The 15,465-nt window shown below is 36.4% G+C and carries 12 protein-coding genes and 1 tRNA gene; 6 read left to right on the forward strand and 7 right to left on the reverse strand.

Annotated features, from left to right (window positions below):
* Positions 1–120: 120 nt before the first annotated feature.
* Positions 121–969 (reverse strand): polysaccharide deacetylase family protein, encoded by an 849-nt coding sequence (locus ACNQF9_RS04640; RefSeq protein ID WP_417959071.1) that lies wholly within the window; start codon positions 967–969, stop codon positions 121–123.
* Between the two features lie 15 nt (positions 970–984).
* Positions 985–2,013 (reverse strand): hypothetical protein, encoded by a 1,029-nt coding sequence (locus tag ACNQF9_RS04645; RefSeq protein ID WP_417959072.1) that lies wholly within the window; start codon positions 2,011–2,013, stop codon positions 985–987.
* Between the two features lie 327 nt (positions 2,014–2,340).
* Between ACNQF9_RS04645 and ACNQF9_RS04650 the strand changes: the two genes are divergently transcribed.
* Positions 2,341–4,431, forward strand: a complete 2,091-nt coding sequence (locus tag ACNQF9_RS04650; RefSeq protein WP_417989724.1) for a TonB-dependent receptor family protein — start codon at positions 2,341–2,343, stop codon at positions 4,429–4,431.
* 21 nt (positions 4,432–4,452) lie between these two features.
* Here the strand turns inward: ACNQF9_RS04650 and ACNQF9_RS04655 are convergent, their stop codons facing one another.
* From ACNQF9_RS04655 to ACNQF9_RS04665, 3 genes are all read right to left on the reverse strand, one after another.
* Positions 4,453–4,896: a c-type cytochrome gene (locus ACNQF9_RS04655; RefSeq protein WP_417959074.1), complete on the reverse strand. Its 444-nt coding sequence runs from the start codon at positions 4,894–4,896 to the stop codon at positions 4,453–4,455.
* Positions 4,897–4,899: 3 nt separating this feature from the next.
* Entirely contained in the window at positions 4,900–6,024 is a 1,125-nt protein-coding gene (locus tag ACNQF9_RS04660) for a PQQ-dependent sugar dehydrogenase (RefSeq protein ID WP_417959075.1), read from the reverse strand.
* 191 nt (positions 6,025–6,215) lie between these two features.
* Positions 6,216–8,546 (reverse strand): glycoside hydrolase family 3 protein, encoded by a 2,331-nt coding sequence (locus ACNQF9_RS04665; protein ID WP_417959076.1) that lies wholly within the window; start codon positions 8,544–8,546, stop codon positions 6,216–6,218.
* A gap of 326 nt (positions 8,547–8,872) precedes the next feature.
* On the opposite strand from ACNQF9_RS04665, the gene ACNQF9_RS04670 reads away from it, so the two are divergent.
* The 3 genes from ACNQF9_RS04670 to ACNQF9_RS04680 all read left to right on the forward strand — a co-directional run bounded on the left by ACNQF9_RS04670 (position 8,873) and on the right by ACNQF9_RS04680 (position 11,159).
* Complete coding sequence (locus ACNQF9_RS04670) at positions 8,873–9,292, forward strand: DUF2452 domain-containing protein (RefSeq protein WP_417959077.1); 420 nt, start codon at positions 8,873–8,875, stop codon at positions 9,290–9,292.
* Between the two features lie 140 nt (positions 9,293–9,432).
* A complete protein-coding gene (locus ACNQF9_RS04675) occupies positions 9,433–9,996 on the forward strand; it encodes a Crp/Fnr family transcriptional regulator (RefSeq protein ID WP_417959078.1) in 564 nt (187 codons plus the stop codon).
* Between the two features lie 95 nt (positions 9,997–10,091).
* Positions 10,092–11,159 (forward strand): SDR family oxidoreductase, encoded by a 1,068-nt coding sequence (locus ACNQF9_RS04680; RefSeq protein ID WP_417959079.1) that lies wholly within the window; start codon positions 10,092–10,094, stop codon positions 11,157–11,159.
* Positions 11,160–11,405: 246 nt separating this feature from the next.
* Here ACNQF9_RS04680 and ACNQF9_RS04685 read toward each other — a convergent pair.
* Both ACNQF9_RS04685 and rseP read right to left on the reverse strand, forming a co-directional pair.
* Positions 11,406–11,479, reverse strand: a tRNA-Asn gene (locus ACNQF9_RS04685).
* A gap of 137 nt (positions 11,480–11,616) precedes the next feature.
* Entirely contained in the window at positions 11,617–12,960 is a 1,344-nt protein-coding gene (rseP, locus tag ACNQF9_RS04690) for an RIP metalloprotease RseP (protein ID WP_417959080.1), read from the reverse strand.
* A gap of 200 nt (positions 12,961–13,160) precedes the next feature.
* Between rseP and ACNQF9_RS04695 the strand changes: the two genes are divergently transcribed.
* Positions 13,161–14,231 carry an NADH:flavin oxidoreductase/NADH oxidase gene (locus tag ACNQF9_RS04695; protein ID WP_417959081.1) on the forward strand — a complete coding sequence of 357 codons (1,071 nt, stop codon included), beginning with the start codon at positions 13,161–13,163 and terminating at the stop codon, positions 14,229–14,231.
* A 103-nt stretch (positions 14,232–14,334) separates the two neighbouring features.
* On the forward strand, positions 14,335–15,375 hold the full coding sequence (locus ACNQF9_RS04700) for a Gfo/Idh/MocA family oxidoreductase (protein WP_417959082.1): 1,041 nt from the start codon (positions 14,335–14,337) through the stop codon (positions 15,373–15,375).
* Positions 15,376–15,465: the final 90 nt, after the last annotated feature.

Here is a 15,465-nt window from a genome sequence, read left to right on the forward strand (position 1 = left end):
TTTATGAAAGTTGTTTTGGTCTGGAAATAGTTTAAAAAGAATAATAAAAGGTTCTCTAGAATCCTTTGTTAACAGGCGAGCATCTAATTTTAGGTTTTAAAAAACGCCGTGTTTAATAGATTATTCAGTTTTATTAAAGGAAGAATTAATAGAATTCACCATTCCTTCAGTAGACCAAATTCCGGAAACAATAATACGTCTAATGGTATACAATGGATCTATAGGATCTCTTTTGGTAGATAATATATAAGCCATTTTATAGCCACTCTTTTTTATTTCAGGGATTGCCGCTGTATTCCATAAACCAAAAGGATATGCAAAATCCGTAACTGATTTTCCAATGATATCCTCGAGTTTTGCTTTAGGTTTTACTAATTGTGTATTCCAGTCATCTCCGGTATATTTAGTAACCATGTGGTGATCCCATGTATGTGCGGCTATACTATTTCCGCTATCAGATAGGTTTTTAATTTGCTCTTTACTCATGTAGCCGGGACGATTAATTGATACCGTCATGATAAAAAACACACCTTTGAAACCGTATTTTTTCATTTCGGCTGCGGCAATGGTAAATTGTTCTTCCCTTGTATCATCAAAGGTGATCATAATAGGTTTTGCCGGTAACGGACCATTATAGGCTAAATAGTCATACAGTTGTTCCGGTAAAATAGTTTGATAGCCTGCATTGGCTAAGGCTTTCATTTGTTCTGCAAAAGCAACCGGTTTTACTGTGTAGGTTTTTATGTTTCCGCTGGCACTGCTACTAAAATCTTTGATGTTATGGTAGCATAAAATAGGAACTTCCTTTTTTGATAATATAGTAGGTGCATCCGCCAGCACTTTTTTGAGCGGTACTATTTTCTCCGAAGCGGGAACTACCGGGGTTTTAGAAGTTTTTTTACGCGGTTCTGTTTGACAGCCTTGCACTAAAAAGAGTCCAAAAAAAATGGAGTAAAGAAGGTTTTTCATAAATCGAATCGTAAATTATTGGTATTGAATGTAAATGGGTTTTGGAGTGAATTTTACTAATTCTTCCGGGCTATACATTTTCCAGTCGTTTTTATTATCATTTTTATAAAACAATTTAAAGCCGGCAAATTGAACCGGTTCTTTGTAAATATAACTTCTATAGGAATCCTTCTTTAATACTTTACTTCCAAAACCATCCATATCCATTACAATTTGAACTTCGGGTACCGTTTTAATTTCTTTATAATTTTTCACCATTCCTTGTGTGAAACGGTGTACCACCAATACTTTTGGGGTAAGTTTATTTTTGCGCACGATGTTTGCCAAAATAGTAATGGCGTCATTAATATCAGCAGCAGTAAAATGCCCAATTTTGGAACCTGGACGTTCCCCGTTTTTCATCGAAAATTCGGGATCAATTCCTAGATGTACATTCGGCATGGAAAGGTATTTTTCTAGTTCCGCTACTTCAGATTTAACGGTGCTGTGTCCTACTTGAATATCCAGAAACACCAACGCATTGATTGGTTTTGCCCAACTGATAATTGTATCTATCTGTTTAAAAGGCATCCGTAAGCGGTGCATGTTGTTTTTTCCAGGTTCGCCTTGAGCGGTAACAGCGATGTAATGCAAAGCAGGAATTGCTTTCACAGTAGAATCAGCTGCTTGCCATTTTGCGACTTCGCCTTGTAACTTTGCCAACATTTGTTTTCGGGGAATCTCTCCTAAAATTCCCATCCTGGTGGAATATAAATTTCCATAATACGCAATAATTCTGTTGTAAGGCAGGAGCGCTCCAGGCAAAGGATAAGGCGCTTTTACAGGCCACTTACCCGTGGTGTCATTGTTGCTTAATGCCACCATTCTTTTGTTATAATCAAGAGTGTCAATGGTAAGCGCTTTCTTTTTTTCTATAGAATCTGCTTTTATAAGCTCTGTTTTTTCAATCCCTTCTGCAGCATCAGCTGCTTTGCCGCGATTGCAGGCTATTGTAGTGAACAACAATAAAGGGATTGCGATGCATGCCGGTGCTAATTTTTTCATAAGTTGATCCTGTTATTTTTAGTATAATACAAATAAAGCAATTAAAGATAGTTTTAATTTTTGTTTCTTACGACAAAGGTATGATTTTTAAAGAACGTCATATTTCACCAAGTAGTGTTTTCAAGGGGTATTTTTTATATAATTTACGGTTTAACAAGACCCATATGCAATTCTATAACTATAATCAGATAGAAACCGAATATAAATTACAGCTCATATAAGAACCATGATTTTATCTAATCAATGCTCGTTTAAAAATGTTTTTTGGGTATTAAAAGAAAAAGCTAACTTTATAAATCTTTTTTACTCATTTAAATACGCAATCAATTGTTTAAAAATTCTTTTTTTATTCTCACTTTTTCACTCCTTTCCTTGAGTATTACGTCTCTTTTTGGTCAAGTTAAAAAAGATACTATAGCCCTTTCTGGAATCACTTTGAAGGGTTCACCGATTAAAAATGTACTTCAAAATGTTGCCGCTTCGGTTTCAGTGATTACTGCTGCTGACATCAATAAAAGTGACGGAATTATACTGACTCCGGTTTTAAACAAAATTCCGGGCGTTACGATGCAACAAGGTGCTTTGAATACCAATAGGATTACGATTCGTGGCATTGGCGCCCGTTCGCAGTATGGAACTAATAAAATAAAAGCCTATTTTGATGGGATTCCCTTGAGTTCAGGTGAGGGTGAAACCACTATTGACAACATTGATTTAGCTTCAATTGAAAAAATTGAAATTATAAAAGGACCAAATTCCACTAGTTTTGGTTCTGGTTTGGGCGGAGTCATCCAGTTGTTTTCAAGGGAAACGCCTTTGTTAGAATCGTTTGGAAAATCTACAATCACTTTTGGGAGTTTTGGTCTCTTGCAACAACGTCTTTCGGCAGGATACAGTGATTCTAAGACAAATTTATTGACAAGTTATACGGATTTATACAGTGATGGATTCAGAGCAAATAGTTCTTACAGCAGGAAATCATTTAATGTGCATGGTAAGCAACAAATCGTTCCCAATGGCAGTTTATCTTTCGTGGGTGTTTTTACCCGTTTGAAAGCCTTTATTCCAAGTTCTATTAATGAGGCGGATTTGAAGAATAATCCTGAAAAAGCGGCTAATAATTGGGCGGCGGCACAAGGTTTTGAATCGTATGATAAATTTATGATTGGGTTAGGATATGACCATCAATTTTCTGAGAAATGGGCCATACAATCGAGTATTTTTTCTAATTTCAAAGACGCATACGAACCCAGACCCTTTGATATTTTAGATGAAAAAATAAGTTCGATCGGTTTTCGGTCCAATGTGAATTATAAAGATCAATTGTTTTCCAGGTCTTTTGAACTGAGTATGGGTACTGAACTACTAACGGAAAAATATCAATATTCTCTTTTTAAAAATTTATACCAATCACAACCAGGGCAAGGAAGTATAGCGGGTGAGGAGTTTAGTGCTGTCAAACAAAACCGGAATTACATCAATTATTTTATGCAAATGGAACTTTGGATTTCAGAAAAGCTCCACGTAGAAACCGGAATTGCATGGAATACCACAATGTATTCTTTGAAAGATGTTTTTGCAAATAATACGAACAATCAAAAAGTCCCATTTACTTTTGGGAATGTTTGGTCACCACGACTTGGTTTGTCTTATAAAGTAAGTAATGAAAAAAACATATTTGCATCCGTAAGCAAAGGGTTTTCGGTTCCTTCAGTTGCTGAAACACTAACGTCTGAAGGCCAAATAAATACAGAGTTAAAACCAGAAATAGGTTGGAATTACGAATTGGGTTTCAAAGGAAATTGGCTGAAAAACAAAGTATACACAGAAGCAACGTTTTATACTACACAGATCGAAAATTTATTGGTGGCACGACGCACTGCCGAAGATCAATTTGTAGGTATTAATGCAGGGAGCAGTTCGCATACCGGTTTAGAGTTTTTGATTAATTACACACTTTTAAAATCCCTCAAATTTAAAATCACACCCTATTTTTCTGGAGCGTTAAATAATTTTAAATTCAAATCTTTCTTGGATGGCGATGCTGATTATTCAGGAAACCAACTTACGGGCGTTCCCGAAAAGCAATTTAATTTTGGAGTGGATTTAAACACCAAAAACGGATTTAGTGTCAATACCTCTTTCCGAACGACGGGAAAGATTCCGTTAAATGATTCCAATACAAAATACAGTGAGCGGTATTCGTTGCTCGATATAAAAACTACGTATATTTTTACGATTCTTAAGATCCTTAAAACCGAGTTAAATGCAGGTGTTAATAATGTTTTAGATGCCAAATATGCAGCTAATATTTTACCTAACGCAGTAGGATTTGGCACTGCAGCTCCAAGATATTTCTATCCTGGAAATCCCGTAAATTTTTATGGTGGTTTCTCCGTTACCTATCTCTTTTTGTAGTGGTGCTTTAGGAGAAATCTGTTATTTTTTAATTGCTGCTACTTCCTTCTCGGTTACGATTTTGGTTTGTGTATTACCCCATGAAGTCATCACGTAGTTCATCACATCGGCTACTTCTTGATCTGTAAGACCCATCAATGGCATACTGCTATTGTATTTTATTTTATTGACAATTATTTCGCCACTTTGCCCAAATTTTACAGCAGCAATACTCTGATTTCGCTTGCTCTTTAGCCAATCAGAGCCTGCTAGAGGTGGGAAATTTTTAGTGTCTCCTTTGCCGTTTGCGCCATGACATTGCATACAAAAATCAGCATAAATTTCTTTTCCGGGTGACTGAAGTTTTGTAAAAACAGCAGTTTCAGCATTCAAGTCAATATAGTTCTCTGTAGAAGCTGGGTTTACGTAGGAGAAGTTTCCCAATACAAATACTCCAAATCCTAAAAATAATTTTGTTGTCAACATAGTTTAATTCGGTATAATTTTGATGATTCCTTTTCCTTCTACGCCCATGTAAATATAGCCATCCGGACCTTGTGCCACATTACGTACACGCCCAATATCGGTTGCGATTTTTTGTCGGCCGATAACTTCATTGCCTTTCAACTTTAGCAATTCAAGATATTGAAATTTTAAAGATCCAACCAGTAAATGCCCTTTCCAATCTGGATACTTATCACTAGTTACAAAAGTCATACCACTGGGTGCAATAGAAGGCAACCAATAATAAATTGGCTTCTCGATTCCCGGCTTTTCGTTTTGTTTGCTAATGGTTGTGCCATCATAATCAATTCCATAGGTAACCACTGGCCATCCATAATTAGCTCCTTTTTTGATAATGTTAATTTCATCTCCACCTTGAGGACCGTGTTCATGTGCCCAAATCGCTCCGGTTACAGGGTTTTTTGCCATTCCTTGCGGATTGCGATTTCCGTAAGTGTAAATCGCTTCTTTTGCACCAGTCTGACTTACAAATGGATTGTCTTTAGGGATACTTCCATCATCATTTAAACGGTATATTTTCCCGCCATCGCGTTTAATGTCTTGGGGATTTACAAAATGTTCGCCACGCTCTCCTATTGAAAAATACAAATAACCATCGTTGTCAAATACAATTCTGGAACCAAAATGTTGTCCTTTTGTTGTGTTCGGCGTAGCTTTATAAAGCGATTCGATTTGTGTCAGACTACCATCCAATAACTTTGCTCTAATGAGTTTGGTGTGGCCACCTGGGCCTTCGCCTTCATCCGAAGCATATGTCATATAAATCCAGCCATTTTTGGCATAATCAGGATGCAGAACAATGTCTAACAATCCACCTTGTCCACGAGAATAAGCTTTAGGAACATTTTTAATTTCCGTTTTTGTTCCGTTTTTAATATGATATAGGATACCGCTTTTTTCAGTTACTAACATAGTGCCGTCAGGCAACCAAGTCATTCCCCATGGAATAGCAATATCCGATGCTACGGTTTCAAGTGTGTAATTTTTCACCTCATCTTTAATAGAAATGTCATTTGGTTTTACTTGTGCTTCGCAACTGAAAGTGAAGAATGAAAGAATCGAGAGAGAGATTATTGCTGTTTTTTTCATGAGTATGATATTTAATCTTTTAAACAAGGAATGTTTTTAAAGGTAGTAAAAGAGGATTTAAAAAGACAAATATGCCTTTAATTTTGCTTATTATTAACAAATAAAGTGATTGTAATTTTGGTTTTTCTCCCAAGATTTAAATTAAATCTAAAAAAACCACCTAAAATTTAGATGGTTTAAGTGACTTATATTTATTTCTTGACTTTGTATTTTGCAGTTCTGGCGTCTTTGATGACTCCTTTCCAGTTTAGTCCAAAACCAAAATCATATACATTTCCAGTAGTATCTTTGTAGGGAGTCATGTCGTGTGGAACATCTTCCAATTGTTTTTCAACAGTTGTCATGTTCAATGGCATTTGCAATGGCAATAATCCGGAAGGTTCTGTTTTACCCGAAACAACATCTAGTAAGGCTTCAAGTTGTACGCCAAATTCTCCCACGATAGCATCGACTTCTTTTTCAAATTCCCCAAAAACCATGGGATTAGAAATATTCACAGAAACCAATACCGGCTTTCCGTTCATCGCCTTTTTAGTTTCCAGAATAGTGTTTAAATCTGGGTAAGAGTTTGATTTTGACGTTTTATTTAAATACGAACGGTTGGTAATCGTGGGGTCAATCACTGGATCTCCTGCAGCAATACTTTTCGCCCTTGTCTCTGTAGCGGTATAGTCTTTTAATTGCAAACTTATGGGTACATATCCATTTTCAACAGCTTCTCTGTCAGCTCTGCTGTAACCACCACTGATAGGACTTTTGATGAATACAATAGCAAAATCCGCTCTAGTCGGGTCATCCGTTACCGTGTAATACTTTTTAATCAATTCTAAACTTACCGGATATTCAATTTTTTCAGGAGAGGGCTGACCAAAAAAGTTGATTCCCGCCGGAGTCACTCTTTTTGGAACGTATACTGTTTTCCCTTTTTGAATCGGTAAAGTTTTATTATTATTTTTAATCATCACAACAGATTTCAATTGCGCGTCATATCCGGCCTTCATAAAATCAGATTTTCCTACAATAGCTTTGGTTTCAGTAGGATCTAAATAGGGATTTTCAAACAATCCGACTCTGAAAATATTCAAAAGCAACCGAACCGCTGATTGCTCAAAACGCTTGCGCATAAATGGTTTACCATGTTCTTTTATACCCATTTGGTACGCTTCAAGTACTGGATTGATATCATTGTTTCCGCCAAATTGATCCACTCCCGCCATCAACACTTTATAATGTCTTTCGGCAACACTTAATTTTTCAACACCCCAAGATTTTCCTGCGAAAATATCTGGTTTAGGTCCTTCATCGGCTGTTATCAGCCAATCAGTACAAACTACTCCATCATAATGGTATTGGTTTCTTAATAAATCAGTAATGATGTACTTACTAAAACCGTTTCCGACATTCTCACCGTATTTTTTATCCTGACCATATGAAATTGTATAATACGGCATCACTGCGGATGCTTTTTTAGTGGCTCCTTTTAATTGAAAAGCTCCATTTAAAAATGGTTTTAAATGAGTCTTAAAATTATTACCAGGATAGACGGCAAATTTCCCATAGGCAAAATGTCCATCACGACCTCCTTCTTCAGGACCCCCGCTTGGCCAGTGTTTGACCATAGCGTTGACACTTTGATTTCCCCATCCTTTATACGCAGCAATCGGTTTTGGAGATGATTGAAATCCGTCTACATAAGCTCTTGCCATATCAGTTGCAAGTTTTGGGTCTTCCCCAAAAGTACCCACAAACCGATTCCATCTTGGTTCAGTTGCCAAATCAATTTGTGGCGATAACGCAGTGGTGATTCCCATGGCTCGGTATTCTTTGGCCGCAATAGCACCAAATTGTTCTGTAATTGTGGCATCAAAAGTAGCAGCTAACCCTAATTCCTCAGGCCATTGTGAAATAGCTCCACCGGAACCCGCATTGTATTCGGCATCTTTATTGGCTCCATTTCTTGGATCAGAACTGTTATTAGCAGGAATACCCATTCCAATTCCTTCGACTAAAGCTTGTATGTTATTACTCCATGTTGCCGCAATTATAGGGCTTTCAACTGAAGTCATAAGCACATGACGCAAATTGTCTTTGGTTAAAAATGCAATTTGCTGATCAGACAAATCAGATGATTTTGCACCACTTTTAGAAAATGGTTTTTCACTATACGTCCCGGCAAACATTCCGGCTTCCTGTGCAGGAATAGCCTGATGCCTGCTGTATAACATTAATCCGGCCATTTGCTCTACCGTCATTTTAGAGGCAAGATCTTTGGCCCGTTCTGCTACCGGTTTTCTCCAATCTTCATAAATATCTAATTTCCCATTTCTGTTAAGGTCTTTAAAAGCCAAACCGTCTATTTGGATGATTATAATACCTGATTTTGGCGAATAGCCTAATGTTTGTCCTCCTTTATTTTGAATAATAGTATGAGAGTCTTTAATCGTTTCGGTCCATTTGGTTTGCGCTTTTAAAGAGAAAACTACTAATAGCAGAGAAGGGAGAATAAGGATTTTTGATTTCATGATGGTTTATTTATCAGTCTGATAGCTTTTTATAGTCTTCCAAATGTAAAAAATAAATGTGTTGTTACGACACATTGAAAAAAAATATTTTTTTTAGTTTGGGAATAAGAAGTTTAGACAAAATTAATTATCGCCATTCAAAAGTTTAATTGTACTGGCAACTTGAATTATTTGTTTAACTTTGTATAAAAATTATTAAACAAAATATCGATAAACATAGAAAAGTGTTTCAGCAATAAACATTTTAAACTTATTGTGAAAATTATAAATGAAACGGTAGTGATTTATTCCTTAGTACGTAATTGGAAAAAATAAATTAAAATTTGATGAAAAATAAAAAACCAGATAATGTAGTCTATTCAGTTGAAAAAGGTTTTAATGCGAATGTATTGCCTTACGCTACCAATGTTGGAGCCCCGGTAATCAGGGTTGACGATGTGGTTTCTTGGAAAAGTAGAGGGATTGACAATGTGAATAAAGAGCTTGGAAATAAGTTTAACGAACTCAAGATCCAATATGAAAAGTTGATGCAAGAATACGAATGGAATGAATTAGTGTACAGCGCTAAATTTTCATTTGAGCCTGTTATTGGTGAAATTTATCATTTGTACAGAGATGCCACAGGCGTAAATTTTCTTTCATTGATAGGGCCTAATGAATGGAACAAGGAACATATTGGGACCTTTAAACTGAATAGTGATAAAAAATGGATTCTCCTGAATGCACAAGATTCGCAGTTTTATTAAAATAAAATAACCGAGAATGTAGTTTTCAATTTGATCAAAAAATTGTACAAAAATTTTCTGTTATTTATGTTTGCGATTGTAAAGATTTTTAATCATTCTTTTTTAATCGTATTTTTATCCCGGTAATAACACATGGAGTTATGGAAGAAATTTTAAGACAACAAATAGAGAAAATTGTACCATTAACAGATGATGAATTTCAATTTGTACTTTCTCACTTTTCGGTTGGTAACTATAAAAAACATCAATATATTATTCAGCAGCAAAATCCTGTTCCGTATGTTCATTTTGTTGTAAAAGGGCTGTTGAAATCTTTTTATATTGACAAATCGGGCAAGAATCATATTTTGCAATTTGCCATGGAAGACTGGTGGATCACCGATAATCAGGGTTTTTATAATGAACAGAATGCCACGCTCAATATTGACTGTTTAGAAGATGCACAAACCTATTACATTACTCTTGGTAACAGAGAAAAATTGTGTGCCGAGTTACAGAAAATGCAATTCTTCTTTTTGCAAAAAATGACTGCCGGTAATATTGCGCTTCAAAACCGAATCCTGTCACTAATGAGCAAGAATTCTGAGGAACGGTACACGCAATTTATCCAATTATATCCAGATTTGATTCACCGTATTCCTAAAACCTTGATAGCGTCTTACCTTGGTATTTCAAGAGAAACATTAAGTAGGCTGTCGCATTGATGTGATATAGATCACAAATTATATGTGAGGTATGTCCTTTATACTCTATAGAATGTTTTCGAATTTTGTACTTTATAAAATTTTAAAATAGAATTATGGAAAATATAGCGTTAGTAGTTGGAGCGACTGGAATAACAGGCAGTAATCTCGCAGAAAGACTTATTGCTAAAGGCTGGACCACTTTTGGTTTAGCTAGAAACCCACGAAAAGATATAGGAAATCTTCAGCCGGTTGCTGCAGATCTTTTGGATTTGGAGCATTTAAAAATAGCTTTAAAAGATATTTCTCCCACACACATTTACATTACAAGTTGGATGCGCCAAGATTCTGAAGCCGAAAACATACGTGTAAATGGCCTAATGGTTAGAAATCTTCTCGAAGCATTATCTTCTAAAAAATCAGTGCAACACGTAGCGCTTGTTACCGGACTGAAACATTATCTTGGACCGTTTGAGGCGTATGCCAAAGAAGGATTTTTGCCCGAAACACCACTTAGAGAAGAGCAACCGCGTCTAGACATAGAAAACTTTTATTATGCCCAGGAAGATGAAGTGTACGCCGCTGCTGCGCGAGATGGTTTTACATGGAGCATCCACCGCCCGCATACGGTTATAGGGAAAGCGGTAGGTAATTTAATGAATCTTGGCACCACGCTTGCGGTGTATGCCAGCATTTGTAAAGAAACAGGAAAACCATTTCAGTGGCCAGGTTCAGCTGCACAATGGGATGGACTTTCAGATGTTACGGATGCTAGAGTATTGGCAGAACATTTAATATGGGCTTCCACTACAGAAGCGGCTCGTAACGAAGCATTCAACGTTGTCAATGGCGATTTTTTTCGCTGGAAATGGCTTTGGAAAAAATTAGCGACATCATTTGGTATTGAAGCATTAGGCTATGACGGCACGATTCATTCTCTTGAGGAACAAATGAAAGAGGAAGCTCTGGTTTGGAGAGAAATTTCCGTTCAACATGGTCTTGAAGAGTGTGACATAACTAAATTGGCCTCTCCGTGGCATACCGATCTTGATTTAGGACGTCCAATAGAGGTAATGACTGATATGTCTAAAAGTCGTACCCTCGGCTTTACGGTTTTTCAAAAAACGGAAGACTCCTTTTACGATTTGTTTGAACAGCTTCGTGTAGATCGGCTGATTCCTTAATCTATTTAATAAAATCTAACGCATAAGAAAAGGGATTCAAAACATGTAGTTTTGAATCCCTTTTCTTGTGCGGATTCGGTTTTTAAAAAAAGTAGCGGGGTCGGTTACTTTCTAGCGAATTTTCTATCGGGTATTTTCTTCGACTCTTTAGATCTCTCTTCTCTACTGAATCACCATGAAGTCCCGCTTTCATTACTGCCTAAAAACAAAAAAGACCTTACATCACTGTAAAGTCTTTTTAAAAAGCTCCCTCTCTTGGGCTCGAACCAAGGACCCTCTGATTAACAGTCAGATGCTCTAACCAACTGAGCTAAGAAGGAAACTGTATGTCTTATTCTAGTATTGAATGAACGTTTTTAGGTGTTTATTAGTGATGTGTGTTTCACTTCTAAAGCGGTGCAAATATAGGGCTTAATTTGTTTTTTGCAAACAAAATTTAAACTTTTTTCATTTTTTTTTACTTCCCTACAATTGCCTTGTAAATGTCGTTTCCATTAGCGAATAACAACAGCGTTATAAGTAATACAAAACCAACCATTTGAGCATTCTCAAGGAATTTATCACTTGGTTTTTTTCCACTAATGATTTCATATAATAAAAACATTACATGGCCTCCATCAAGTGCTGGAATAGGCAATAAGTTCATTACACCAAGCATGATAGATAACAAGGCGGTGATGTTCCAGAAAACTTCCCAGCTCCATGTATTAGGAAAAATATCAAAAATAGCCTTAAAGCCACCTACTTGTTTGTAAGCACCGGTACTTGGGCTAAAAATCATTTTTAATTGTTTTCCGTACCCTACTAATTGATCTTTCCCTTTTGTAATTCCTACTGGAATGGATTCTAAAAAGCCAAATTCCTGTTTGCTGATTTTATAGTATCCTAATTTTTCAAGCGAAGTCATGCTTAATTGTCCAATACCGATACCTAATTTACCATCATTAGAAACTATAACTGGTATTTGAATTTCTTTTTGATCTCTTGAAACAGTAGCTATAATCGTTTTGTTTTTGTTGTTCTCCAAAACCGTTTTAGCTTGATCAAAATATTTGGTAAGTTGTCCGTTGAGCGAAACGATGATATCCTTTGGTTGCAGAGCCGTGTTTTTAGAATCTGGAGAAACTGCTCCCACTACAAATGGCGTTCGGATATCCAGTAGCACACTTTTTTCCTGTTTGGATAATTGATCCACAAAATCATTGGGCATTTTGATAGCTTCTTCGGCTCCATTTCTCTGAATAAGTACCTCTTTTGCCATGATAACTTTCATAGTAAGGTCATTATCAAATTTTACGATTTTTTCACCATCTACAGATACGATGCGATCACCAGTTTTAAACCCCACGTTTTGCATGGCTTTGTTTTCTACTAATAAACCGTCTTTTAAATCTGCATTAGCAACATAAGTATCACCATAAACAAATGCCATTCCAATATAAATGATAAAAGCCAAAATGAAATTCACAGTAACGCCACCCAACATAATAATCAAACGTTGCCATGCCGGTTTAGAACGAAATTCCCATGGTTGTGGAGGTAAAGCCATTTGTTCTTTGTCCATGCTTTCGTCAATCATTCCGGAAATTTTTACATAACCGCCCAAAGGCAACCAACCGATACCGTATTCGGTTTCGCCAATTTTCTTTTTTATAAGGGAATATTTAACATCAAAAAACAAATAAAATTTTTCGACTCTGGTTTTAAACAATTTAGCAGGAATAAAATGTCCTAATTCGTGAAGTATAATAAGTAATGATAAGCTCAATAAAAATTGAGAAAGCTTGATAACTATGTCCATTTTTTAATTTTAGTTCTTTTACAACTCACAAAAGTAAGGTTTTCTATTTGTTTAATTTGCAAATATTGTTCCATAAGACTTTAAATGTTTGTTAATTAATGGAAATTCAATCTCTCCTTTCGTTGCTGTCCCTTAACTTTACTTTTTTCAAATAAAATTCTATTTATCTTCATTCAAATTAATACACTTAAATTTATACTATGCTATCTCAATTATTTTCACCACTCCAAATAAAGAGCATCACGTTCAAAAATAGAATTGCAATCTCTCCCATGTGCCAATATTCTGCACAAGATGGTTTTGCCAATGACTGGCACCTGGTACATTTAGGCAGCCGTGCTTCCGGAGGAGCGGGATTAATCATTCAGGAAGCGACTTCAGTTTCTCCCGAAGGCAGAATTTCTCCAGGTGATTTAGGACTTTGGAAAGACGAACAAATTGAAAAAATGCAGCAAATTAATCGTTTTATTGTCAATCAAAAATCGGTTCCAGGAGTCCAATTGGCCCATGCTGGAAGAAAAGCAAGTGCGGCTGCTCCCTGGGAAGGAGGAAAAAAGTTAGACGATACCCAAGGCGGTTGGGAAACTGTAGCGCCAAGCGCTGTTGCGTATCACCATACAGAAGAACCACCTGTTGTATTAGATGAAAGTGGAATTCAAAAAGTTATTTCCGACTTTAAATCAGCCACAAAAAGAGCGGTTCAAGCGGGTTTTCAGGTGATGGAAATCCATGCAGCACATGGTTATTTGTTGCATCAGTTTCTTTCGCCTTTGTCCAATTTTAGAACGGATGCTTACGGTGGAAGTTTCGAAAATCGAATCCGTTTGACACTTGATGTAGTAGAATCTGTTCAATCAGAATGGCCCGAAAACTTGCCTTTATTTGTTAGAATTTCGGCTACAGATTGGGCAGAAGGCGGATGGAACTTGGAGGAATCGGTACAGCTTTCGAAAATATTAAAAGAAAAAGGAGTGGATTTAATCGATGTTTCTTCAGGTGGATTAGTCTCGCACCAACAAATTCCGTTGGGTCCAAAGTACCAAGTTCCTTTTGCGGAAAGTATCAAAAAGGATACCGGAATCCTCACTGGCGCAGTTGGTTTAATTACCGAAGTCGCTCAAGCCGAGGAAATTGTTGCTTCAGGTAAAGCCGATTTAGTATTATTCGCTAGAGAATCCCTTAGAAATCCAAATTTGGGATTGAAATTTGCCGAGGAACTTCAGGCGGATATCCAATGGCCAAAACAATATGAAAGGGCTAAACTTAAATAACAAAGCCTATCTCTTCAATGAATTTATATTCCTTTTGGGGTTAAAATTCGAATATAAGTTTTAAGATTAAAAAGTATAAATTCGTATTTTATAAAATAATACTATGCAAAAAATTAAAACTGCTTTGCTTTCCTATGGAATGTCAGGAAAAGTATTTCATGCTCCTTTTTTAAATTTTCATCCTGGATTTGAACTGCTTGGTTCTTGGGAAAGAAGTAAAAAAGTAATCCATCAGGATTATCCTTCACTGAAAAGCTATGCCACAATAGAGGAATTATTAGAAGAGGATGTTGATTTGGTAGTAGTCAATACGCCGGTGGAAACTCATTATGAATATACTAAAAAGGTTTTGCTGGCTGGAAAACATGCTATTGTAGAAAAAGCATTCACGACAACTGTTGCGCAGGCCCAGGAATTAGCTGCCTTGGCAAGAGAAAAAGGATTGCAATTGGCTGTTTTTCAAAATAGAAGATGGGACAGTGATTTTAAAACCGTACAAAAAATAATTTTAGATAAACTACTGGGTGATATTGTGGGAGTGGAATTTCATTTTGATCGTTACAACCCAGTTTTGAGTCCAAAGCAACACAAAGAAACGGCTAATCCCGGTGCCGGAATTCTGAAAGATTTAGGCCCTCATTTAATTGATCAGGCCTTGTGTTTATTTGGTTCGCCTCAATCTGTTTTTGCGGATATTCGCATTACTAGAGCACATTCTTTAGTTGATGATTATATTGATGTTTTATTGTATTACTCTAATTTTCGTGTCCGATTGAAAGCCGGTTTTTTTGTCCGAGAAGCCATTCCGGCGTATGTCATTCATGGTAAAAAAGGATCGTTTTTAAAACCGCGTGGGGATGTACAGGAAGACGAATTAAAATTGGGAATGAAACCAAACTTAGAGGCTTGGGGAACGGAATCTATTGAAAAACGGGGGCTTTTACACACGGAAATTGAGGGTGTAATTGTTCAAGAAATTATACCTACACTTCAAGGGAATTATTATGATTTTTTTGATGGTGTTTATAATTCAATTACTAATAATACTATTGAACCGGTAACTGCAGCTGATGGTATTCGAGTTATGCAAATTATTGAAGCCGCTATACAAAGCAGTGCTCAAAAGCAAGTAATTGAGATATAGGGGAATTCCTGATTTTTTAAATTTTAAGGTGTCTGTATAAAGAGTTAAAGAATGACGCTATAAAGTTTCACGTTATTGTTGATAAGAAAT

Source organism: Flavobacterium amylolyticum (genome assembly GCF_048284335.1).
Taxonomy (GTDB): domain Bacteria; phylum Bacteroidota; class Bacteroidia; order Flavobacteriales; family Flavobacteriaceae; genus Flavobacterium.

Coding starts and splice junctions, on each gene's coding strand:
- ACNQF9_RS04665 (WP_417959076.1), bottom strand. CDS start 8,546: ATGAAATCAAAAATCCTTATTCTCCCTTCTCTGCTATTAGTAGTTTTC.
- ACNQF9_RS04695 (WP_417959081.1), top strand. CDS start 13,161: ATGCTATCTCAATTATTTTCACCACTCCAAATAAAGAGCATCACGTTC.
- rseP (WP_417959080.1), bottom strand. CDS start 12,960: ATGGACATAGTTATCAAGCTTTCTCAATTTTTATTGAGCTTATCATTA.
- ACNQF9_RS04640 (WP_417959071.1), bottom strand. CDS start 969: ATGAAAAACCTTCTTTACTCCATTTTTTTTGGACTCTTTTTAGTGCAA.
- ACNQF9_RS04670 (WP_417959077.1), top strand. CDS start 8,873: ATGAAAAATAAAAAACCAGATAATGTAGTCTATTCAGTTGAAAAAGGT.
- ACNQF9_RS04700 (WP_417959082.1), top strand. CDS start 14,335: ATGCAAAAAATTAAAACTGCTTTGCTTTCCTATGGAATGTCAGGAAAA.
- ACNQF9_RS04645 (WP_417959072.1), bottom strand. CDS start 2,013: ATGAAAAAATTAGCACCGGCATGCATCGCAATCCCTTTATTGTTGTTC.
- ACNQF9_RS04675 (WP_417959078.1), top strand. CDS start 9,433: ATGGAAGAAATTTTAAGACAACAAATAGAGAAAATTGTACCATTAACA.
- ACNQF9_RS04655 (WP_417959074.1), bottom strand. CDS start 4,896: ATGTTGACAACAAAATTATTTTTAGGATTTGGAGTATTTGTATTGGGA.
- ACNQF9_RS04660 (WP_417959075.1), bottom strand. CDS start 6,024: ATGAAAAAAACAGCAATAATCTCTCTCTCGATTCTTTCATTCTTCACT.
- ACNQF9_RS04680 (WP_417959079.1), top strand. CDS start 10,092: ATGGAAAATATAGCGTTAGTAGTTGGAGCGACTGGAATAACAGGCAGT.